Below are 20486 nucleotides of genomic sequence, written 5' to 3'. Positions count from 1 at the left end.
CATCCAGACCTCGACAGAATTTGCAGGAAACTACCCATAATCTGCCAGGTTCCTGCAAATGCATCAACAACTTTCCGCTTCAAACCCTTGCTGCAAAAGGCTCTCCGGATTGTTCAGGTTCGACTAACTACGTGTTCCGCAACGCCGCCGCCGACCGCATTCAGGCGCCGATGATCGTTGAAGAAGCGATCACCAAACGCGGCTTCAAGAAGGTCGCGATTCTCGCGGACTCGACCAATTACGGTCAGCTCGGCCGCGAAGACCTCGAAAAGGCGCTGGCCACTAAAGGCGTGAAGCCAGTTGCGGTAGAAAAATTCAATATCAAGGACGTCGACATGACCGCGCAGCTGCTCAAGGCCAAGGAGGCCGGCGCTGAAGCGGTATTGACCTACGGCATTGGGCCGGAACTCGCGCAGATCGCCAACGGCATGGCCAAGCTCGGCTGGAAAGTGCCGCTGGTCGGCAGCTGGACCCTGTCGATGGCGAACTACATCGACAACGCGAGCACCAACGGCGAAGGCGCGCGTATGCCGCAGACGTTCATTCAGGAAGCGAACACGCCCAAGCGCAAGGCGTTCATCGACGCGTACCTCAAGGAGTTCAAGCCGAAGAACAACCGCATCGAATCGGCGGTGTCCGCTGCCCAAGGTTACGACTCGGTCTATCTGCTGGCCGCGGCGATGACCCAGGCAGGTTCGACCGATGGTTCGAAGGTGCGCGCCGCGCTCGAAAACCTCAACAGCAAGGTGGAAGGCGTCGTGATGGTGTACGACAAGCCGTTCACTCACGACGACCACGAGGCGATCAGCCCGAACGTGCCGGTGGTTGGCGAGGTCAAGGGAGGCCGCGTGATCTATGCGTATGACGCTGATCGCAAGGACGGCAGCCAGTTGCGCAGCAAGCAGGCGTCGACGAACTAAGCGCGGATACAAGCCCAAATCCAGCGCGGCAGCATGCTCCAAAGCCGCACCCGCCCGCCAGCGGGGGCGGCTTTGTTTTATAGATGGTGAACTCTAAGGCGCTCGACGATGACCATTCTTTTACAGCTCATCTATAGCGGGATCGCACTCGGCATGATCTACGCCGTGATCGCATTCGGCTACCAACTCACATTCGCGACCTCCGGCACGCTGAACTTCGGCCAGGGCGACGCGCTGATGCTCGGCGCGCTAGTCGGCCTCACGCTGGTTTCGCTCGGCGTCAACTATTGGCTGATGATCCCGCTCGTCTGCGCGTTCGGTCTGTTGCAAGGCGCGTTCGTCGAACGGATCGGGGTGCGGCCCGCGATCAGGATCAAATCCGAATTCGGCTGGATCATGTCGACGATCGCGCTGGGCATCATCTTCAAGAACGTCGCGGAAAACGTCTGGGGCCGCGACGATCTGCGCTTCCCGTCGCCGCTGCCGGAAGCGCCGCTCAAGGTGTTCGGCGCCAACGTTCTGCCAATGGAACTTCTGGTGGTCGGCGGCGCGCATCGCGATGATGCTGGCCGTCGAGTTCTTCAACCGCAAGACGATCTTCGGCAAGGCCGTCGTGGCCACCGCGAACGACCGCGACGCCGCCGCGCTGATGGGCATCAACACCGGCCTCGTGATCACGTTTTCGTATGCCCTCTCGTCGCTGACCGCCGCGTTCGCCGGCGTGCTGATCGCTCCGCTCACGCTGACCGGCGCGACGATGGGCGCAGTGCTCGGCCTCAAGGCGTTCGCAGTGGCGATCATCGGCGGTCTCACCAGCGGTTTGGGCATTCTTGTCGGCGGCGTGATTCTCGGCATCGCCGAGACCACTACCGGCTTCTATCTCTCCACCGGCTATAAGGATGTGCCGGGGCTGGTCCTGCTGCTCATCGTGCTCGCGATGAAACCCGCCGGGCTGTTCGGCAAGACTTCGATCAAGAAAGTGTGAGGGCCGCCGTGAATATGAAGAAACTCGTTGCGACGGCACTTGTGCTGATCGCGCTTGCGGTGTTCCCGGTGCTGTCGGGCAATCCGTACTACATCCATCTGGTCGAGACCATCATGATCTACGCGATCCTGTTGTTCGGTCTCGACATCGTGGTCGGCTACACCGGCCAGGTTTCGCTCGGGCATGCGGGGCTGTTCGGGGTTGGCGCCTACACGGCGGGCGTGCTGTTCATGAAGCTCGGCTTGCCGATTTTCGTGACCGCGCCGCTCGCGATTCTCGTCACGGCCGGCTTCGGCGCGATTCTCGCGCTGCCCGCACTGCGCGTGTCCGGCCCCTACCTCGCGATGGTGACGCTCGCGTTCGGCACGATCCTTCAGATTCTCATCAACGAGATGGATTTTCTCACCAACGGGCCGATGGGCGTCAAGATTCCGAAGCCGTCGCTCGGTGCGCGGCCGATGAACGAAGTCGAGTACTACTGGCTCGTCGCGGTCCTGCTGGTGGCGTCGCTGATCGTCGTGCACCGGGTGCTCAAGTCGCATCTGGGCCGGGCCTTCGAAGCCCTGCGAGACAGTCCGATCGCGTCGGACTGTATGGGCGTATCGGTGTACCGCTACAAGGTCTACGCGTTCGTGATAAGCGCGGGCTTCGCCGGTCTGGCCGGCTGCCTCTACTCGTATTCGGAGCAGTACATCTCACCGAATACCTACAACTTCGAGCTGACCATCCTGTTCCTGCTCGCGATCATCATGGGCGGGCGCAAGACGCGCACCGGCGCGGTGCTCGGCTCGGCGATCATCGTGCTCCTACCCAAGCTGCTCGATGACATCGATATGTTCCGCGTCGTCGCATCGGTGCTGGCAGCCGCGGTAGTGATCGGCGCAGGCATAGCACTCGCGCGCAAGGTGTCGACGCCACGCAAGGTGGCGATTCCGGTATTCGGTACGGTGGGGCTCGCCGCGTTTTCGTACTGCATCGACACGCTCGCCGACTGGCGGCTGAGCATCTTTGGCCTGATGATCCTGCTCGTCGTGTACTACCTGCAGGACGGCGTGATCGGATTCGTGCGCAAGAGCATGATGGGCGGCGTGGTGCGCGCGAGCACCGTCGACGCCCATCAACCCGCGACGATCGGCGCCGACGCGGTCGCCGCCGTGCACGCGGGCGACACGGAAGAAATCCTGCAACTACGCGGCATCCTGATGCAGTTCAGCGGGCTCAAGGCGCTCAACCAGGTCGACCTGAGCGTGCGGCGTGGCACGGTTCACGGGCTGATCGGCCCGAATGGCTCCGGCAAGAGCACGATGATGAACGTGTTGACCGGCATCTATGTGCCGACCGCGGGCTCGATCGAGTATCGCGGCATGTCGCTCGCGGGCAAGACTTCGTCGCAGATCGCGTTGGCGGGCATCGCACGCACCTTCCAGAACGTGCAACTGTTCGGCGAGATGAGCGCGCTCGAAAACGTGCTGGTCGGCTTGCATCACACGTTTCGCGCACATATCGCGGACGTCGGACTGATGTCCCCGCGGTACCGGCGCGAGGAGCGCGCCGCCCGTGAGCGCGCGTTGGGCATGCTGCGCTTTGTCGGGCTTGAACATGCCGCCGGCGAAGAAGCGCGCAACCTGCCCTACGGCAAGCAACGGCTGCTGGAAATCGCGCGGGCGCTCGCGCTCGATCCGCAACTGCTGCTGCTCGACGAACCGGCGGCCGGCCTGACCGCGCCCGACATCAAGGAGCTGGTCGCAATCATCCGCAAGGTGCGCGCTCACGGCATCACCGTCGTGCTGATCGAACATCACATGGACGTCGTGATGAGCGTCTGTGATCGCGTGTCGGTGCTCGACTTCGGGCAGAAGATCGCGGAAGGCAAGCCGGCCGACATCCAGTCGAACGAAAAAGTCATCGAGGCTTATCTCGGCGGCGAGGCGGCGGGGCAAGCGGCCTGAGCCGGGCTCACCTACCTCGACCCACGAGATCCACAGGAACACTCAGGAACACACATGCTATCGGTCAAGAATCTGCATGCAGGATATGGCAAGGTGAAAGTGCTGCACGGCATTTCGATCGACGTGCCCAAGGGCTCGGTCGTCACGCTGATCGGCTCGAACGGCGCGGGGAAAACCACCACGATGCGAGCGATCTCCGGCATGATCCGCGCGAGCGACGGCGAAATCACGATGGGCGTGGGCGCGAGCGCAAAGCGGATCGATGCGCTCGACTCGCATCGCATCGCGCGTCTCGGGCTCGCGCATTCGCCGGAAGGACGGCGCGTGTTCGCGACGATGAGCGTGCACGACAACCTGATCCTCGGCGCCTTTCCACGCCTCACGTGGGCGCGGCCGCGCGGCGACGTGAACGCCGATCTCGAACGCGCGATCGAACTCTTTCCGCGTCTCAAAGAGCGGCGCCATCAACTGGCCGGCACCCTCTCCGGGGGCGAGCAGCAGATGCTCGCGATGGCGCGCGCGATCATGCTGAATCCGGAACTCGTGCTGCTCGACGAACCTTCGATGGGGCTCGCACCGATACTCGTCGAAGAGGTCTTTCGCATCATCGAGAATCTGAAGGGCCAGGGCGTGACGATGCTGCTCGTCGAGCAGTTCGCCGCGGCGGCGCTCAACGTGGCGGATTACGGTTACGTATTGGAGAACGGCCGGATCGCCGCGCATGGGCCGGCGCTGCAATTGCGCAACGATCCGTCAGTGAAGGCCGCTTATCTGGGAACGAGTCATTGACGTAACTCAGGGCATCCCCTGGGTCTGTAACGCCCTAGGTGGCTTCTTTTAATCCACGCCCGCTCTCTTTTCAGAGGCGGGTTTTTTTGGTTCGTCGATCTCAAACGCCACGTTTCTGCAGCGGATACATTCTTCGACCGTCATCGTGGAATCGCCGCAATCATCATGCCATGCCAGCAATGCCGGGGATGTCAGTAACGAAATGGCATATCCAAAGATTTATTCACACAAGTTCTGTCACCGCGACCTAGTGTGTTTCGGTAGATACATGCATTGCTGCATGTCTTCGGCGGACGGCAGCATGCATCGTTCTGCGCTGGGAAAAGACGTTTTCATATGTATCGGAAGGTCGGAAGTGATGGCACCGGCAATGGAAAGCCGGCAATTCACAGGCGTTTTCCCCTTTTTCGCGAGGCCCAGAATGAAAATGAATTTCAGTTGCCTATCCCGGTCTGTTTTGCAGAGCATTGCAGGTGCTGGCGTCGTCGCGCTCGCATGCTCGATCGCCACAGGCGCGCACGCGCAAACGCTGGGATCGCTCGTTCAGGTAGCCGCGGGCGACCCATTTAGCGGTTGCACTGCCGACCAGCTGAACGCGCAGGGGTCGGCATTCGGCAGCGTCCTGTTTCCCGCCACCTCGATCGAGCCCTGGGTTGCGGTGGACCCGACGGACCCGGCTCGCCTGCTCGTCGGCCACCAGCAGGATCGCTGGAGCGACGGCGGCTCACGCGGGCTCGTCGGCGTCGTCTCCAACGATGCGGGCAGCACCTGGTCCAACTCGATTCCGTCCGGCGTGACTGACTGCACTGGCGGCAAATTCCGCCGTGCTTCCGATCCCTGGGTGGACTTTGCGCAAGACGGAACGGCCTTCTTCTTCTCTCTGGTGCTGGACCCCGCGAAACCGACCACGCCGTTTGGCGCGCGCAATAGCGGAATGCTGGTCAGCCGCTCCAGCGACCACGGCGCAACCTGGCAGACTCCTGTTACGCTGATCCGCAGCAGCTCGCCGCACGTGCTCAATGACAAGAACTCGCTCACTGCGGACCCGACTGCGAACAACTACGTCTATGCGGTTTGGGACCAGTTGAGCGTGTTCCCGCCAACGAAGGAAGGCGCCCAGTTGCTCGCGGAAAACGATGGCGTTCTGATCGCGCGGCAATTGCGTAACGGTGCAGCATCCGCGGCGGGCGGCGCCCCCGTATTCAAGTTCAATTCCACCGGCCCGAGCTTCTTCTCGCGATCCACTGACAAAGGCGTGACATGGAGCACCGCCGCCCCGATTTACCAGCCGGGGACGAACGCACAGACAATCGACAACATGGTGCGCGTGTTGCCTGATGGAACCCTGCTTGATTTCTTCACGGCGATCAATGCCACGCCGTCGGGCCTGAGCATCGGCTACATCAAGTCTGCGGATAAAGGCGGAAGCTGGTCGGCGCCGACATTCACCAACGACATTCAGGTGGCCGGAGTGGTCTCACCTGACAGCGGCCAGTCGATACGCGATGCCTCCATTCTTTACAGTGTCGCCGTGAACCCGGTCTCGGGGGCGATCTATCTCACCTGGCAGGACGATCGCTTTTCGTCCGCGACCTGCACCACGCCCACTGGATCGATTCCGGTCGACGCGATCGCCTTCAGCGAATCGACAGATGGCGGTGCTACCTGGTCAACGCCGGTGATGATCAACCAGACGCCGACAAACGAAGCCCACCCCTGCCGTCAGCAGGCCTTCATTCCGGCGGTCGTTTCGTCGGGCGACGGCAATACGATCGTGGTGACCTACTACGACTTTCGTAACGACACGAACACACCCGCCGGCTACGAGGGAACCGACTATTTCGCAGTGTTCTGCTCGACTGCGACTGCGTGTACCGATCCCAAGAATTGGAGTAATGAACGCAAGCTGACCGACACCTCGTTCAACATCCTTAACGCTCCCGTGGCGGGCGGCCATTTCCTCGGCGACTACATGGGGCTGGCTGCTAGTGGTTCGAAAACTGTCTACCCGGTATTCGGCGTAGCCACGGGGCCCAACGTGACGGACGAATTCACCCGCAAGATCACCTTGCCGTGAGCGCAAATGGGCGGCGACGGAGAAGGTCGCCGCCCATTCGCGACGCTCCAACTCTGACAGGGCGCGCTACGTCACCGATTCGCCGCCCTCCTTCACCTGGACCGCATCTCCGACACGTACGCCAAGTTGCGTCGCGGCGCTGCCGCGATTCACGGCAATCTCGACGAGCCCGATCGAGTTCTCGTACCAGAAAGCTCGACCGGCCGTTACATCGGAGAAGACCCGCGCATATTCGACATCGGCATCTCCGATGCCAAGCCGTGCAGCCCTCGGCACGGTTCCAGCCCGCAGTCCCGTCAGCGCATTGCCGTAGTGATCGACGTAAATGACCTGGGCGAAATCGCCCGCATCCAGTTGCACGCTTAAGCCTGTCCTCTCAACGAGCTTGTCGGAAGGCAACTCGCCGCGGCTCACCCATGCCGCCATCGGGGCGAACAGATCGCGACCATGAAATGAGGCGGAAAGCGCGGCGGGACGCCATGTAATCCGCCAGGCCCGGGTATGTGCCGCGCGCGCCGCCACGACCGAGAGCAGCCCGTTGTCCGGCCCGACGAACCGCTGCCCGTCGGCTTGCAGCACGACGGCATCCCGCTCGCTACCCACGCCGGGATCGACCACGGCAAGGAACACACAATCCGGCGGATACCACCGTGCTAGCGCCGCGAGTAGATGCGCGCCTGCCCGCGGGTCGTAGTTCGGGGCAGTATGCAGCACATCGATAATGGGGGTGCCGGCTGCCGCGTGTCGCAGCAAAGCGACCCTTACCTGCCCGACATAGATGTCGTCGGCCCCGAAATCGGTAAAGAGAGCGAGCATCGCATAGCCTCCTTGGGTCCTGTGCCGCCTCGCCGGTCAGCGTTCGTTAAATATTGAAATCCCCGCTCCTCGCCTTCTCCGCACATATCAGCGCGAGCGGGAACGCGAACGCCTCGATGGAGATCGGCTCCGCTTTGCTTGCTCCGAGGTCGCGGAATCATTTGGCGTGATCTGGGCATCAACGCAGAACGCGATGAACGCCTGCACCTTTGCGGCCAGGTGCCGCCGCGACGGATAGAGCGCATATAGAGGGAAACGTTCATCCGGCCAGTCCGGAAACAGATCGACGAGCTCGTGCTGTGCGATCAGTGTTTCCGTGCCGATCGACATGACCTGGGCGACTCCTGCGCCCGCTACGCAAGCGTTCAACATCGTGCCGACATCGGAGACCAGCAGCCGCCCGGAGATCGGGATGCTAACGACTTCCTTGCCCCGCTGGAACTCCCATTCAAAGGGGCGTCCCGATAAGGGATTGTAGAAAAGTATGCGTTCGTGATCGACGACGTCATCAGGACAATTGGGGCGGCCGTTGCTTTCAAGGTAAGCCGCAGACGCAACCGTGATGATCCGCGCTTCCAGCAGCTTGCGAGCAACCAGAGTACCAACCGGTGGCGGCCCGAAGCGTATCGCAAGGTCGAAGCCATCCGCAACGAGATCGCCCACGTCATCGCGCATGATCAATTCCACCGAAAGCTCTGGAAACTGCCGCAGAAATCCGGGCAGCTTCGACGCGAGGACAGTCCGAGAAAAGAAGGGGTCCACATTGACGCGCAACTTGCCTTGGACCACGCCGGCAGAACCCGATGCTGTACTTGCCGCGCACTCGATGCCGACCAGATGTGGGCTGACAGTCTCGTAGAGACGCCTTCCTTCGTCGGTCAAGGTTTGCGATCGGGTCGTACGGTCGAGCAAGCGGACGCCGATCTGCTGTTCCAGCCGGCTTATCGCTCTGCTTACGCCGGACGGAGACACGCCGAGCGCCTCTGCGGCACGAACGAAACTTCCGCTTTCGGCGACAGCGGCAAGCACCGTTATCCCCGCGAACAATCGACCGTCGAAGGTCATGATGCGCCTCGAATACTGATGGATTCGTGATTTTAATCATTTCAAATTTGATTGAACCATACTTTATTCATCAATTGGCGCGTGAGACATTGGACGCCTCATCAACACGGAGGAACAGCATGGAAACGATCAAACGCGGAGAGCTCGCCATACCACGCCTGGGCTTCGGTACGTTCCGCATGCCCGGCAACGACTGTCAGCCGGTGGTAGAAAGCGCGCTGGAAGTCGGCTATCGGCATATCGATACCGCCGAGATGTACCAGAACGAAGAATCGGTGGGGGCCGCCATCGCCGGCTCGGGCATCGCGCGGGACGAGCTATTCGTGACGACCAAGGTATGGCACGAGAACCTCGAACCCAATGCCCTGCGCCGCGCATTTGCCAAGAGCCTCGAGAAGCTGCGACTTGATTTCGTCGACCTCTACATGATCCATTGGCCGTCCCGCGACATGAATCTTGCGGCTGCTTTGGAGACGCTCATGCAGCTCAAGGAGGCGGGGCTTACCCGCGGCATCGGCGTGTGCAATTTCAATATGCCGTTGATCGAAGCGGCCGTTGAGGACATAGGCGCGCCGATCGCCTGTCATCAACTTGAATATCACCCGTTCCTGGATCAGTCCGCGATGCTCGGCTATCTGCGCTCGAAAAACATCCCGTTGATCGCGTATGCGCCGCTCGCTCAGGGACGTGCGGCAAGCGATGCGACATTGGCGCGGATCGGCAGCAAGCACGGTGCGACTGCCGCACAGATTGCAATTGCCTGGCTGCTCGATCAGAACGACGTTATTGCGATCCCCAAGGCGCAGCGGCGCGAAAGCCAGCAAGCAAATCTGAATGCACTGGCTGTTCGACTCGACGACGATGACCGCAATGCAATCGCAGCGCTTCGCAAGGATCAGCGTTATGTCGTTCCCCCCTTCGCTCCCCAATGGGACGCGTGATTCAGCAGGCTTACGTGCTCGGGCGACGGACACACTCATCCAGCGCAGAGTTCGGACGATGCGCGTACGTGCCCAGTCCGAACGCGACGACGCTGAGCAGCGCCAAAGCCCATACACAGATCACGGCGTACAGCATCACGAGACCCAAGCCGTGCACGAGCGCCGCATGAGCGATCACGCCATGCGGATCGGCGGTTGCGAGTTTCGCGCTGTCCCGCGTCAGATGCGCAAAATTGCCTGCTGCCACCTTTTGCGCGAGAAAACGCAGCGACGAGGTTTCGGAAGGGCCGGGAAGCGCGCGAGAAAGATAAGAAAGCACACCCTCGAAGAGTATGTAACCCATCAGCGCGATATTGATGGCCAGGCTGATCAGCCTCGCGCTCATATCGATACCCGAGGCCATGCCCGCGCGGTTCGACGAGACCGAGCCGGTCGCAGTATTGGCGACCGGCGTGTTGGTCATCCCCAGCCCGATTCCGCTCAACAGGCACCCCGGCAGCATCGTGAGCCAACTGGCCTGCTCCACGCCAGCTCCGCACCTCATCAGGATGAAGCCTAGACCGATGATGAACAGTCCGAGCGGAATGACCCTGCGTGCATCGAAGCGCAGCGCAAGCCGCTCGGCAAATGGCGGCACGATGAGCGTGGGTAGCGTATAGGCGAGCAGCGACAGTCCGGACTTCACGTTCGAGTAGCCGAGCGCGCCCTGAAAATAGATCGGCAGGTAGATCATGAACGGCCAGTAGCTGAAGTTCATGCCCATCGATCCGAATATCGCGCCTGAAAACCGCCGGATGCGGAACACGGAAAAGTCGAACATCGGCCGACGACTACGCTTCTCGACGAGGATGAACGCGATAAAACCCGACGCCGTCGCCGCGACGATGCCGAGCGCGGCGGGGCTGTCCAGGCCGAGATCCGGACCTTGCGTAATCAAATAGACGAGACCGAAACACGACGCGGAAAGCGTGAGCATGCCAGCAACGTCCAGATGTTGCGCATGCGGGTCGCGGGACTCCTGCACACCCGCGTAGACGAGACCTAGCGCCACGATCGAGATCAACGCGTGGACGAGGAACACCCACTGCCAGTTGGCGACTGCGACGATCATGCCGCCGATGATCGGACCAAAGCCGAGGCCGATGCCGAAGATGATTCCCCACGCGCCAAACGCTTTGCTGCGGTCGCGCCCTTCCTGAAACTGATGCGACAGCACCGCCACCTGGCAGATCAGCATCGCTCCGCCGCCCATCCCTTGCAAAAAACGGCCGACGATCAGGACGGACGCACTCTGTGCGAGGCCGCAGATGAGCGAGGTGATCCCGAAGATCACGATGCTCGCCACGTAGATGCGTTTGCGTCCGAAACGGTCTGCCAGCGCGCCGGTGCCCATCAGCACGGTGGTGCACGCGAGCGTGTAGGCGTTCATGATCCATTGAATCTCCTTGAAATCTGCGTGCAGCACGCCTTCAAGGGTGGAGAGCACCGTCGGCACACTGGAAATTTCGAGGCCGAACATCAGCGAGGTCAGGCATACCGCGGCGAGCGCCACGGCATTTTTGGAAGGGGTGGCGAGTGTCATGAGATATCGCAGGGAAAAGGTGCGTTTGCGAGTACACGTCGGCGTGCACGGAGGGAGCTAATCGACCAGCAGCATCACGTCCGATGTACTATAACGGGAACCATTGTCCCTATTGAGGCAGTTTTTTCCCACAACTTATTCCCACAAGGACCCAATTCGATGGATCAACTCGATGGCGTAGCGGTCTTTGTCAAGGTGATCGAAGCCGGTAGCTTTACTGTTGCGGCCGAGCGCATGCACCTCACGCGGTCGGCCATCGGCAAAGTGATTGCGAAGCTCGAGGCGCGCCTCGGCGTACGCCTGCTCCAGCGCACGACGCGTAGCCAGACACTGACGGAGGCTGGGCGCAGCTATTACGATCGATGCGTCCGCGCGCTTGCCGAGCTGGACGCCGCCGAAGCCGAACTGGAGACCGGATACAGCGAGCCACGCGGGCGCCTGCGGGTCAGCGCGCCGCTCGCATTCGGCCACCATTGCGTCGCCCCGGTGTTGTTCGGACTGGCACGCAAGCACCCCAAACTACGGATCGACATCTCGTTTACAGACCGGGCCGTCGATCTCGTTGAAGAAAACATCGATCTTGCGGTGCGCATCGGCGCTTTGCGCGACAGCACGAGTCTCGCCGCACGGCATCTCGGCGTTCAGGAAACCAGCATCGGAGCGGCCCCGGCGTATCTTGCGCGGCATGGGACGCCCGTCGATATCGACGATTTCGCGAAGCATGCGGGCATCGCTTACTCGCGCGCCGGCGTGATGTCGCCATGGCGCGTACTCGACACGGACGGGGTTGAACGGGAATTGCTGATCGAGCCGCAACTGAGCCTCGACGATATCCAGGCGATTGCCGGAGCCGGTGTCGCCGGTCTGGGGCTCGTGCAGTTGCCATGCTGGTTGCTGACACGATATGTGATGACGGGCGAACTCGTCGCGGTGAGGGAGCGTTGCGGCGTGCGACCACAGGACATCCACGCGGTGTGGCCGAACACGCGATATCTTCCATCAAAGACTCGTTGCGCGATCGATGCACTGGTCGCGGAGATCCCACCGATGATTCTTCGTTGAGGTGCGTGAAGCCGAGCCGTGGGGACGATTGCCGAGACCGCACCTGCAAGGTTCGAGGGAATGCCCGGGCCACGTTCAAAGGCTTTCACGCTCAATTTCGCAAAGCGTGAAGCCACGAACTTCTACGTTTGGGAATCGGAGGACGCTGCCGAAGCGTTCTTCACCGATGAGCTCCGCGAGCGGGTAACCCGTCTTTACGGTGTGCGCACGAGCTTTTCTACACCATGATGAATCCGTGCCGCATGCCGAGCATCACCGCCTCGGTGCGGTTGGTCGCACCGAGTTTGCCGAAGATGGACGACAGGTGGAATTTCACCGTGTTGTCGGAGATGTCGAGTTGCCGCGCGATCTCCTTGTTGCCGAGTCCGTCGGCGAGCATCGCCAGCACTTCGATCTCTCGTAACGTCAACGCTTCGAACGTTTCGCCGGGTGCCTTCTGGCGCGACGGTCTCGTTTCCGCGAGCAGCCTTGCGAGCATGTCGGGCGTCAGCACGCAAAGGCCCGCGGCCACGGCTTCGATGGAGACGACGATTTCGGCTGGCATCGCGTTGCGCGGCAGGATGGCTACCGCGTCGGTGGGCAACGCATCGAGCATCCAGTCGCTGTCCGGGTCGTCGCTCAACAGCACGAGCGACGGCAACGCGTGCGAGAGTTCGAGTGGAATCTTGAGCGCGTCGCTTGCCTCCGGCGCGGTGTCGGCGACGATCACATCCGGCACCGATCCGGCGAGGCAATCGACGAGCTTTTCGGCATCGGCTGCGCTACCCAGGAACTCGAGTGCGGGGTTCGCCTCGACAAGCGCTTGCAGGCTGGCGCGCTCCTGCCACGATGCCGCAATCACTGCGACCCGCAAAGGCACCGTCTGTCTCGTCCGTCCATCCGACATTTCGTCCCTTCCCGGACCTCATCTGCACGAATTCCGTTGGGGCCGTTCGCCCACTGTTACCGAACACGCGTGGCGTTCGCCGCCTCGGATCAAGGCGATCTGCAACTGCTGCCCAACGCTTGCGGAGCCCAGCGCGGCACTTACGTCGCCCATGTCGCGGCAAGGCTTGCCGTCCAGTTCGATCAGTACATCGCCTATCAGCACGCCCGCCTGCTCCGCAGGGCCGCCCGGCGCAAGCGAGTTGATCAACAAGCCACTGCCGAACGACAGGTTCATTTCCTTGACCCAGGCGTCCGGCAGGCCGACACGCTGCGTGCCGACACCAAGGTAGCCCCGCGACACGCGCCCTTTCGCCAACAGTTCATCGGTGACGCGCTCCACGGTCGTCCCGGGAATCACGATGCCGGCGCCGCGCATCAGTGCCGACGTGCAGATGCCGACGACCTGCCCGCGCATATCCGCGAGGGCCGCACCGGAGAAACCGGGGCGCAGACCGCCGTCCAGCCGCACGAACGCATCGAGTTGTCCGCCTCTCCACGTGCGCCAGGCCCCCCCTACGCCGCCGATCACGCCAAAATCAGCGCTAACGCCGGAATCATCCGCACGGGCGACGGCGAGCGCAAGATGACCCGGCTTCAGTGAGTGGGCATCGCCAGAATCGATCGGGTCGAGATCGACGCCGTCCAGTTTCAGCACGCCGACGTCGGAGCCCGGGTCCAGACCCGCGAGGACCGCGGCGACCGTACGGCCGTCGGTCAATGTGACTTCGATCCCTTCCTCGCGCCTGAGCGTGTGTGCGGCGGTCACGACGACGCCACGGCGCCAGATTACGCCGCTCGACGGCATGCGATGCCGGCCGTGCACCGCCACGACACTCCGCCCCACTCGCGCGACGACGTCCGCCAGATTGTCCGAGAGATCCATCAAAGGATTGCTGCTCGAGGATGTGGTTTCCATTTCAAGCCCCCTGCCCATTGCGTTATGACGACGGATTCACAATGACAGAACCACAGGGCGCGCACACCACCCAAATGGGTAGCCGCGTAGATGCAGTGCCGGCCCTATTCAACCTGCGGCTAACGCCGCCCGCTACGGCCCCATACATAGCGCACCCATCGCTGCCAGCGGCTTTGCGGTGGAGCGGGCGCGTGGCGCACAGTCTGCGCTTCGCGGTCGCGCTGGACGGACTTCTGCACCTGTTCGTGGATCTGCCTCAAGCTCATGCCGCCTGGGCCTTTGAGCGCGTCGGGATCGTCATCGGGATCGTCTGTCATCAGAGTCGCCTGTGTGTGAAGAGGCGACTTGATCTTGATACAGATGCCAGGCAGCAGCAAGTTGGACGCGGATCGCCGACCGGTGCGCGGTCCAACGGGCCTTGCCCGCATGCCGTTCGTGAAGTAGATTTTTCTAATGAGGTTCGAGCCGGGGAGGGACGGCCATGGAACTGAGTGTGGAACGTGTCGAGGTTTGGGCAGCTACCATCGACGACAAACCGGGAGGTCTTGCGAAAGTCTTAAGCGTCTTGCGGGATGCTGGTGCCGACTTGCAGTTCATCGTGGCGCGTCGCACGCCAGAGGCATCGGGTAAAGGAGTCGTGTTCGTCGCTCCGCTACAGGGAGACAGTGCGACCCGCGCCGCCACCCAGGCGGGGTTCAGCGTCACCCCGAGCCTTCACTCCATCCGTGTAATGGGTCTGGACCAGTTGGGCATCATCGCGCAATTGAGCCAGATGCTGGCGGATGGCGGGATCAATCTGCGCGGCGTCTCGGCCGCTGTGCTTGGCACGCAATTCATCGCTTATCTCGCACTCGACTCGCTGGACGACGCCGAAAAGGCGATTGACCTTCTACAAAGGGCCTGAAGTACCCGTACCGCACTGCGGACCGGCTTGGCTCTTGCTGGCAGCGAATCCCAATGCCGGTAGGGAGGTCGGCAGGGATGAAGACACCGACGACCACAAGGCGGGTGCTTTGGGCGCTCTCGCTTTGCATTATTGCGACTTGCATCGCCGTTGGCGGGGTATTGCTGTTCGAGCTGTTGGTGGTCGGCCGTGCGGTCAGCGATTTCCGCCGGGACATGGCTATAGCGCAGGTGGGCATCGGACGTGGCGAGCCGGCTACAGTCGAGGAACGCATCAACCCGCCCTATCTGAAGCGGTACGGCCTGGACCGCAACCTTTATAAGGACATTCACGGAAATTTCTCGCCAACCGGCGCCGACTGGCGGCAATGGGGGCTGCGAACCAAGGTCGCAGCCACGGTGATGTGGCTAGGTCACGATCCACCGGGAACCTGGTGGACCTACGTTCAGATCAGGTGTGTTGATCGGTTTCCTGAAGCTCACGCCGACAGCGAGCCGATCGTCGATGTTGCCGACGCTTGCCTCGGCGAACCGCATTGATCGACGCGCAGGCTTTCAACGACCCGTTCCTTGTCCCGCTGGTCATTTGTGATCATCGGAACGGCCAGCACCGAGTGCCTCGAGCAACGGCCGCAGCGCATTCAGTTCCGCACCGAAGCCGCTCCAGTCTTCCGCCTTCAGTCGCTCGATCGCGCGGTCATAGTGGGCAAGTGCCTCTCGCGCGCGAGCATCCACTGTGCCCCGAGATGGCGATGCCGCTCGCGCGGTCTCCTGGAAAAGCGCCGCCAACGCTTGATCCAGCGTGTCCTCCATCACCACACGGTCGCCATAGGCGGCAATTACTCTCTTCATCTCCGGCAACTGACCGGAGGCCGCGCGCAAATAGAGCGGAGAAACGTAGAGGATCGAGTTCTCGATCGGCACGACTACAAGATGACCGCGAATGACGCGTGAGCCCATCTGGTTCCACAGCGAAATCTGCTGCGAGATCTCGGTATTCTGCTGAATGCGCGCTTCGATCTGAAACGGCCCGTACACCAGCTTGTCCTTCGGAAAGGTATACACGATGAGCTTGCCGTACCCGGGCTGATCGCAGCGCGCCGCGAGCCAGGCAATCATGTTCTCCCGCTGGCTCGGCACCATCGGCAGCATCAGGATGAACTCGGCGCGCGGGTCGCCGGGGAGTCGCATGATCGTGTAATACGGCGGCATCGTGCTGGCGGAGCTTCCGCCATCCATGCCGACCAGCTCCTGAGGAAACTGCCACAGATCCTCGCGGTTGTAGAACACTTCCGGCGCATCCATGTGATACGCGCGGTAGAGCTGCGCCTGGATCAGGAACAGATCCTCGGGGTAGCGGATATGCTGCCGTTGCGCCGCTGGCATCGCGTCCAAAGGCTTGAACATAGCGGGGAAGATGCGCTCGTAGGTGCGCAGGAGCGGATCGGCGGGATCGCTGACGTAGAAGTCGACCGTGCCGTTATACGCGTCGATCACGACCTTGACCGCGTTTCGAATGTAATTGGCGTTGTCGCCGAAACCGGGCCGGGAGTAAGGAAACCACTGGCTGACGGTGTAGGCGTCCTGTATCCAGAACAGCCGCCCATCGCTTGCGACGACGTAGGGGTCATGGTCGAGAGTCAGAAACGGCGCGATCGTACGCACGCGGTCCTGAATGTTGCGGTGAAGCAGAATCCGGCTCTGGTCAGTGATATAGCCGCTCAGCAAAATGTTCGGATCGTCGAGCTGCCAGGCAAAGAGACTGCGGCGTCCCACACCGCCGAGCGCGACGCCGTCGCGCCCGCTATACCTCGTGTACGCATTGGTCGGCCTGCGGGGATAGTCGAACTCAGCTACATTGCCGTTCACGATCACATAGTCCTGCCGGCCTTCACTGAAATAGAGACGTGGTTCGCGAATCGCCGGCCCGCCGCTGGAGACGGGCGGAATATCGTGCAGATAGAAAGACGGTAAGCCTTCAGTGGATTTCTCGGTGACTGGCGACATCACGACGCCGATGCCGTGAGTAAAGATAAGGTGCAGGTTCACCCACGTTTGGGCGTTGGACGGAAGCATCGCCGGTTCCAGTTCTCGCGCCGACAGCACCACCTGCCTGTATCCGCTATCGAGCTGATAGCGGTCGATGTCCACCGAAAGAAATTTGTAGTAAGTCCTGATCTCCTGCAGCTGTGCGTAAGTGTCCATCAGCGGTGGCACATCCCAAAGCCGGATGTTGTCGATGGTCGCCCGATTGGCCTGCAGCGAGTCGAGCGTCAATCCCTGCTCGGCCTCGAACGGCTTGACCTCGATGTTTGCAAGGCCGTACGCCTGTCGCGTTAGCGCGATCGTATGCTCAATATAGGGTGTTTCCAGTTTCAGCTCGCTCGGCTTGACATAGAAGCGCTGAAACAGCGAAGGATAGATTTCGGCGAACACAATCGAACTGCCGAATACGAGAAGTGCGAGAACGACGGGCTGCAGATGGCTGCGCTGGCGCATGTTGATCCAAAGAGCAACCGACGAGGCGGCTCCAAGGCCGACAAGCATCCACAGGACCGGCAACTCGACGTGGACATCGGTATAGCTGGCGCCGACCACGACGCCGTTGTCGCCATAGAGCAGCAGGAAGCGGTCGAGCCACCACGACCATGCCTTCACCGCAAAGAACAAACCGAGCAGTGCCGAGCCATGAGTGATGGCCGCGGCCGACAGCGTGCGTGGTGGCCGCTCCAGCGCAATGTCGCCGCGCAACGCGTACACAGCACCTGCCACGACCGCGCTCCAGAACACTAGCTGCAGCAGCCAGTTCTTCAGAGCGACATACGCGGGGAGCGAGAAAAGATAAAAGCCGATATCCCTGTCGAAAATCGGATCGCGCTCGCCAACAGGCACCTCATAAATGAAGCGAAGCGCGATGTCCCAATTCGAAACTTCGCTAGCGGCGATAACCAGCCCCAGGACGACCGCGGCGCAGGCAATACTGGCGCGCCAGGGAACGTGCGGCGCGATCAGTTCGGACAGTTCGACGGCAACCTCGCTCGCATGCGACGGATCGCCTGCTTGCGCTCGCAAGACATCGACACGCCTCGCGTAACGATGCGCCAACATCCCCGACAGCCAGATCGCGCACGCCGAGATTGCGAACACCGTCGCAAACAGCAGCAACCGCGCCGAAAGGATGGTCCAGAAAACGCCACCATAGCCGACCGAAGAGAACCACAGCGAGTCGACGAGGACGCCGGTGACGCGTCCGACGACGATCAGGGCAACGACGACGGCCGCCACCGTGATTGCATAACGTCTCAGACGCACGCCGGACTTCACTTCCGACCGCATAGTCCCTCCTGTGCTGGCCGTCGCCGATGCCCTGCTGCGGTTGTGATGCTGGTTCGGATGGGCCGGGTCAGACAGCTTGAATTATTGTAGGAGCCACAGTCAGAATACTAGTGACCCTACTTTCTACCTGCTATCGAGTCTGCGGGACCGTGGCTATGACGGCGGCATACCCTTTGCTGCAATGAAACGGCTCAGTTCATTTCACGAAAAGGGGACCCCTACCATGAAGCTCTACTATTCGCAAGGTGCCTGCAGCCTCGCCGACCATATCGCAATGCATGAGGCCGGCCTCACTTTCGACAGGGTTCGCGTCGATTTGAAGTCGAAGGAGACGGAAACGGGGGAGCAGTTCAACCAGATCAATCCAAAGAGCTACGTCCCAACCCTCGAGATGGATGACGGTCAGCGGCTTACCGAGAACATCGCGATTCTTTCGTGGGTCGCACAGCGCAAGCCTGCCCTTGCGCCCAATAGCGAACCCGGCAATCTGCGCCTGCTCGAGATGCTCGCGTTCATTTCGACAGAAATCCACAAGCAGTTCGGCCGTGTTTTCAAGCCCACTTCGGATGCTGAAGCAACGGCAGCGCGTGAGAAGCTCGGTCAACGCTTTCAGTTGATCGCCACCATGTTCAAGGGCGATTACCTGTTCGGCAGCGAAGCGAGTGTGGCGGACGCATATTTGTTCACCATGCTGCTCTGGGCTCAAAAGGTGGGTATCGAAGTGCCTGAGAAATTGCGAACCTTTGCCGAACGGATGCGCGCGCGTCCGGCCGTCCAGCTTGCGATGAAGCACGAGGGACTGGAATCTTGAAGCACCGATCGCCGCCGCGCCCGCCAGGCAAACGCGGCGCGACGAAAACCATCCGGTCCTCGCCGCGCGCGTCACGTCTCGCCATTCACTCGACGACGAGCCTCGCTTTCAACGCAACCGCTCATGCACGCATTCAACGCAGTTCGCGATGAAATAGCGCGAGTCCGCTGCCGCCTGCACGCGCAGAATGCCGTCGAACGCAGTCAGCAGTTCGATGAACTCATTGAACGCGTTATCGCGCGCCGCATCAGCTCGGATAGCTGATCGTCAGGATGAAGCGGCGCCGCAATTCAGCGGTGGCATAAAAACGCTGGCTGCGAGCGGCAAATCAGCGAAAAGAGGCCAGAAAAATGGCCTTTTCGCGATGCAAATGCGCGCGGATGATCGATAGAATTTTCTATAGCGCGTTACGCACGCGTGCGATATCTGTGGGATCGCGTTCCCACAGCGGATTTCCAGTTAATTCAGCATGACACGGCTCGCACGGCACTACGTCCCCGAACAACCGCAACACGTGATCTTGCAGGGAATCGTGGGCCCTGCATTTCTGGACGAAGGAGACTACCTGTACTTCCTCGCCTGTCTGGCAGACGCCGCGCGCGTCGCCGATCTGGCAGTCCACGCGTGGGTGCTCATGCCTGACGCGGTCCAGTTCCTCGTCACGCCTTCATACGAATCGAGCGTGGCCATGGCGATGCAGGCAGTGTGCCGTCGCTATGTCGAGACCTTCAACCGCCGCCATGGACGCCGCGGTGCGGTGTGGCGTGGCGGGTACCGGGCGACGGTAATCGAGCCCGAACGGTATTTCCTGCTCACGAGCCAGGTCATCGATCAGGCGCCGGTGCGCAACCGCCTTGTTGCCGACCCGGCAAACTACCAGTGGTCGAGCTGCGCGCACCACATCGGGCAGCGTGTGGATAGCTTCATCAAGGATCACGCGCTGTACCGGGCGCTCGGCAATACGCCGTTGGAGCGCCAACAGGCTTACCGCGATCTGGGCGCACGGCCGCTTGACGAATGCGAGGTCGAGAACCTGATGCAGTCGACGCTCAACGGCTGGGTGCTCGGCAGCGCCGCGTATTGCGAGTGGGCGGCGCGGACAGCCAATCGGCGTTTGATGCCACTACTGCTGCGCGACCGCCCGTCCACGGTTCGCACCACACGCGCGCTCGCACACGCGGGCTAAGCAAAGGAGAAACGAAACGGAATTCAGTCTTTCTGCTGTCCGGCCATTTCCGTGGGCTTTCTGCACTCGTCGACAATGAGCCCGCCTTTGCCGATTCGCAAATTGCGCGTATCGACGCATGTCAACGCAATACCCGTGCTGCCCCTTACATACAATTGGGAGGTCATCTTCTACGATCAGGTGATGACTGAATGCACGGCTTATTTTTTCAAGGCAAGAGG

At 61.4% G+C, this 20486-nt stretch carries 17 protein-coding genes and 2 pseudogenes; 12 read left to right on the top strand and 7 right to left on the bottom strand.

Translation table 11 applies throughout. The features are described from left to right. Positions 1–125: 125 nt before the first annotated feature. The 5 genes and pseudogenes from AB4Y34_RS24030 to AB4Y34_RS24010 all read left to right on the top strand — a co-directional run. Positions 126–920, top strand: a pseudogene (locus AB4Y34_RS24030) (ABC transporter substrate-binding protein); the annotation flags it as partial. Between the two features lie 108 nt (positions 921–1028). Further along, positions 1029–1905: pseudogene (locus AB4Y34_RS24025) on the top strand (branched-chain amino acid ABC transporter permease). A 14-nt stretch (positions 1906–1919) separates the two neighbouring features. Beyond that, positions 1920–3854, top strand: a complete 1935-nt coding sequence (locus AB4Y34_RS24020; protein ID WP_368717413.1) for an ATP-binding cassette domain-containing protein — start codon at positions 1920–1922, stop codon at positions 3852–3854. 54 nt (positions 3855–3908) lie between these two features. Then, the gene (locus AB4Y34_RS24015; RefSeq protein WP_176111174.1) at positions 3909–4643 is read left to right on the top strand and encodes an ABC transporter ATP-binding protein; all 735 of its coding nucleotides are present in this window, start codon (positions 3909–3911) and stop codon (positions 4641–4643) included. Between the two features lie 421 nt (positions 4644–5064). Next, positions 5065–6720, top strand: coding sequence for a sialidase family protein (locus AB4Y34_RS24010; RefSeq protein WP_176378191.1), 1656 nt, complete (start codon positions 5065–5067; stop codon positions 6718–6720). Between the two features lie 66 nt (positions 6721–6786). On the opposite strand, the gene AB4Y34_RS24005 is transcribed toward AB4Y34_RS24010, so the two are convergent. Both AB4Y34_RS24005 and AB4Y34_RS24000 read right to left on the bottom strand, forming a co-directional pair. Further along, positions 6787–7536 (bottom strand): S-adenosyl-l-methionine hydroxide adenosyltransferase family protein, encoded by a 750-nt coding sequence (locus tag AB4Y34_RS24005; RefSeq protein WP_176378192.1) that lies wholly within the window; start codon positions 7534–7536, stop codon positions 6787–6789. Between the two features lie 87 nt (positions 7537–7623). Then, positions 7624–8601, bottom strand: coding sequence for a LysR family transcriptional regulator (locus tag AB4Y34_RS24000; RefSeq protein ID WP_368717412.1), 978 nt, complete (start codon positions 8599–8601; stop codon positions 7624–7626). Between the two features lie 119 nt (positions 8602–8720). Between AB4Y34_RS24000 and AB4Y34_RS23995 the strand changes: the two genes are divergently transcribed. Beyond that, the gene (locus tag AB4Y34_RS23995) at positions 8721–9542 is read left to right on the top strand and encodes an aldo/keto reductase (protein WP_368717411.1); all 822 of its coding nucleotides are present in this window, start codon (positions 8721–8723) and stop codon (positions 9540–9542) included. A gap of 10 nt (positions 9543–9552) precedes the next feature. Here the strand turns inward: AB4Y34_RS23995 and AB4Y34_RS23990 are convergent, their stop codons facing one another. Continuing rightward, a complete protein-coding gene (locus AB4Y34_RS23990; RefSeq protein ID WP_368717410.1) occupies positions 9553–11124 on the bottom strand; it encodes an MFS transporter in 1572 nt (523 codons plus the stop codon). A gap of 159 nt (positions 11125–11283) precedes the next feature. Between AB4Y34_RS23990 and AB4Y34_RS23985 the strand changes: the two genes are divergently transcribed. Then, positions 11284–12186: a LysR family transcriptional regulator gene (locus tag AB4Y34_RS23985; protein WP_368717409.1), complete on the top strand. Its 903-nt coding sequence runs from the start codon at positions 11284–11286 to the stop codon at positions 12184–12186. Positions 12187–12403: 217 nt separating this feature from the next. Here the strand turns inward: AB4Y34_RS23985 and AB4Y34_RS23980 are convergent, their stop codons facing one another. From AB4Y34_RS23980 to AB4Y34_RS23970, 3 genes are all read right to left on the bottom strand, one after another. Next, positions 12404–13072 carry a DNA-binding response regulator gene (locus AB4Y34_RS23980; RefSeq protein WP_368717408.1) on the bottom strand — a complete coding sequence of 223 codons (669 nt, stop codon included), beginning with the start codon at positions 13070–13072 and terminating at the stop codon, positions 12404–12406. 18 nt (positions 13073–13090) lie between these two features. After that, positions 13091–13996, bottom strand: a complete 906-nt coding sequence (locus AB4Y34_RS23975) for a S1C family serine protease (RefSeq protein WP_176378583.1) — start codon at positions 13994–13996, stop codon at positions 13091–13093. A gap of 152 nt (positions 13997–14148) precedes the next feature. Next, on the bottom strand, positions 14149–14346 hold the full coding sequence (locus tag AB4Y34_RS23970) for a hypothetical protein (RefSeq protein ID WP_176378198.1): 198 nt from the start codon (positions 14344–14346) through the stop codon (positions 14149–14151). Positions 14347–14510: 164 nt separating this feature from the next. Here AB4Y34_RS23970 and AB4Y34_RS23965 point away from each other — a divergent pair, with 164 nt between their 5' ends. Together AB4Y34_RS23965 and AB4Y34_RS23960 are read left to right on the top strand one after the other, a co-directional pair. Beyond that, positions 14511–14933, top strand: a complete 423-nt coding sequence (locus AB4Y34_RS23965; RefSeq protein ID WP_176111182.1) for an ACT domain-containing protein — start codon at positions 14511–14513, stop codon at positions 14931–14933. Between the two features lie 77 nt (positions 14934–15010). Then, a complete protein-coding gene (locus AB4Y34_RS23960; protein ID WP_368717407.1) occupies positions 15011–15472 on the top strand; it encodes a hypothetical protein in 462 nt (153 codons plus the stop codon). Positions 15473–15514: 42 nt separating this feature from the next. On the opposite strand, the gene AB4Y34_RS23955 is transcribed toward AB4Y34_RS23960, so the two are convergent. Then, entirely contained in the window at positions 15515–18268 is a 2754-nt protein-coding gene (locus AB4Y34_RS23955; RefSeq protein WP_368717406.1) for a UPF0182 family protein, read from the bottom strand. Positions 18269–18491: 223 nt separating this feature from the next. Here AB4Y34_RS23955 and AB4Y34_RS23950 point away from each other — a divergent pair, with 223 nt between their 5' ends. From AB4Y34_RS23950 to AB4Y34_RS23940, 3 genes are all read left to right on the top strand, one after another. Then, on the top strand, positions 18492–19079 hold the full coding sequence (locus AB4Y34_RS23950; RefSeq protein ID WP_368717405.1) for a glutathione binding-like protein: 588 nt from the start codon (positions 18492–18494) through the stop codon (positions 19077–19079). A gap of 214 nt (positions 19080–19293) precedes the next feature. Beyond that, positions 19294–19470, top strand: coding sequence for a hypothetical protein (locus tag AB4Y34_RS23945; RefSeq protein WP_176378202.1), 177 nt, complete (start codon positions 19294–19296; stop codon positions 19468–19470). 78 nt (positions 19471–19548) lie between these two features. Continuing rightward, a complete protein-coding gene (locus AB4Y34_RS23940; RefSeq protein WP_176378203.1) occupies positions 19549–20265 on the top strand; it encodes a transposase in 717 nt (238 codons plus the stop codon). The last annotated feature ends 221 nt before the right edge of the window (positions 20266–20486 follow it).

It is taken from the genome of Paraburkholderia sp. BR10954 (assembly GCF_040965775.1).
Taxonomy (GTDB): domain Bacteria; phylum Pseudomonadota; class Gammaproteobacteria; order Burkholderiales; family Burkholderiaceae; genus Paraburkholderia; species Paraburkholderia youngii.
The sequence above is the reverse complement of the archived record's forward strand: the minus strand, read 5'-3'. Positions and strand labels throughout refer to the sequence as shown.

Bases quoted from the DNA above. Each gene is read 5' to 3' on its own strand.
- AB4Y34_RS24020 (WP_368717413.1), top strand. From the start codon at position 1,920: ATGAAGAAACTCGTTGCGACGGCACTTGTGCTGATCGCGCTTGCGGTG.
- AB4Y34_RS24015 (WP_176111174.1), top strand. From the start codon at position 3,909: ATGCTATCGGTCAAGAATCTGCATGCAGGATATGGCAAGGTGAAAGTG.
- AB4Y34_RS24010 (WP_176378191.1), top strand. From the start codon at position 5,065: ATGAAAATGAATTTCAGTTGCCTATCCCGGTCTGTTTTGCAGAGCATT.
- AB4Y34_RS24005 (WP_176378192.1), bottom strand. From the start codon at position 7,536: ATGCTCGCTCTCTTTACCGATTTCGGGGCCGACGACATCTATGTCGGG.
- AB4Y34_RS24000 (WP_368717412.1), bottom strand. From the start codon at position 8,601: ATGACCTTCGACGGTCGATTGTTCGCGGGGATAACGGTGCTTGCCGCT.
- AB4Y34_RS23995 (WP_368717411.1), top strand. From the start codon at position 8,721: ATGGAAACGATCAAACGCGGAGAGCTCGCCATACCACGCCTGGGCTTC.
- AB4Y34_RS23990 (WP_368717410.1), bottom strand. From the start codon at position 11,124: ATGACACTCGCCACCCCTTCCAAAAATGCCGTGGCGCTCGCCGCGGTA.
- AB4Y34_RS23985 (WP_368717409.1), top strand. From the start codon at position 11,284: ATGGATCAACTCGATGGCGTAGCGGTCTTTGTCAAGGTGATCGAAGCC.
- AB4Y34_RS23980 (WP_368717408.1), bottom strand. From the start codon at position 13,072: ATGTCGGATGGACGGACGAGACAGACGGTGCCTTTGCGGGTCGCAGTG.
- AB4Y34_RS23975 (WP_176378583.1), bottom strand. From the start codon at position 13,996: ATGGATCTCTCGGACAATCTGGCGGACGTCGTCGCGCGAGTGGGGCGG.
- AB4Y34_RS23970 (WP_176378198.1), bottom strand. From the start codon at position 14,346: ATGACAGACGATCCCGATGACGATCCCGACGCGCTCAAAGGCCCAGGC.
- AB4Y34_RS23965 (WP_176111182.1), top strand. From the start codon at position 14,511: ATGGAACTGAGTGTGGAACGTGTCGAGGTTTGGGCAGCTACCATCGAC.
- AB4Y34_RS23960 (WP_368717407.1), top strand. From the start codon at position 15,011: ATGAAGACACCGACGACCACAAGGCGGGTGCTTTGGGCGCTCTCGCTT.
- AB4Y34_RS23955 (WP_368717406.1), bottom strand. From the start codon at position 18,268: ATGCGGTCGGAAGTGAAGTCCGGCGTGCGTCTGAGACGTTATGCAATC.
- AB4Y34_RS23950 (WP_368717405.1), top strand. From the start codon at position 18,492: ATGAAGCTCTACTATTCGCAAGGTGCCTGCAGCCTCGCCGACCATATC.
- AB4Y34_RS23945 (WP_176378202.1), top strand. From the start codon at position 19,294: ATGAACTCATTGAACGCGTTATCGCGCGCCGCATCAGCTCGGATAGCT.
- AB4Y34_RS23940 (WP_176378203.1), top strand. From the start codon at position 19,549: ATGACACGGCTCGCACGGCACTACGTCCCCGAACAACCGCAACACGTG.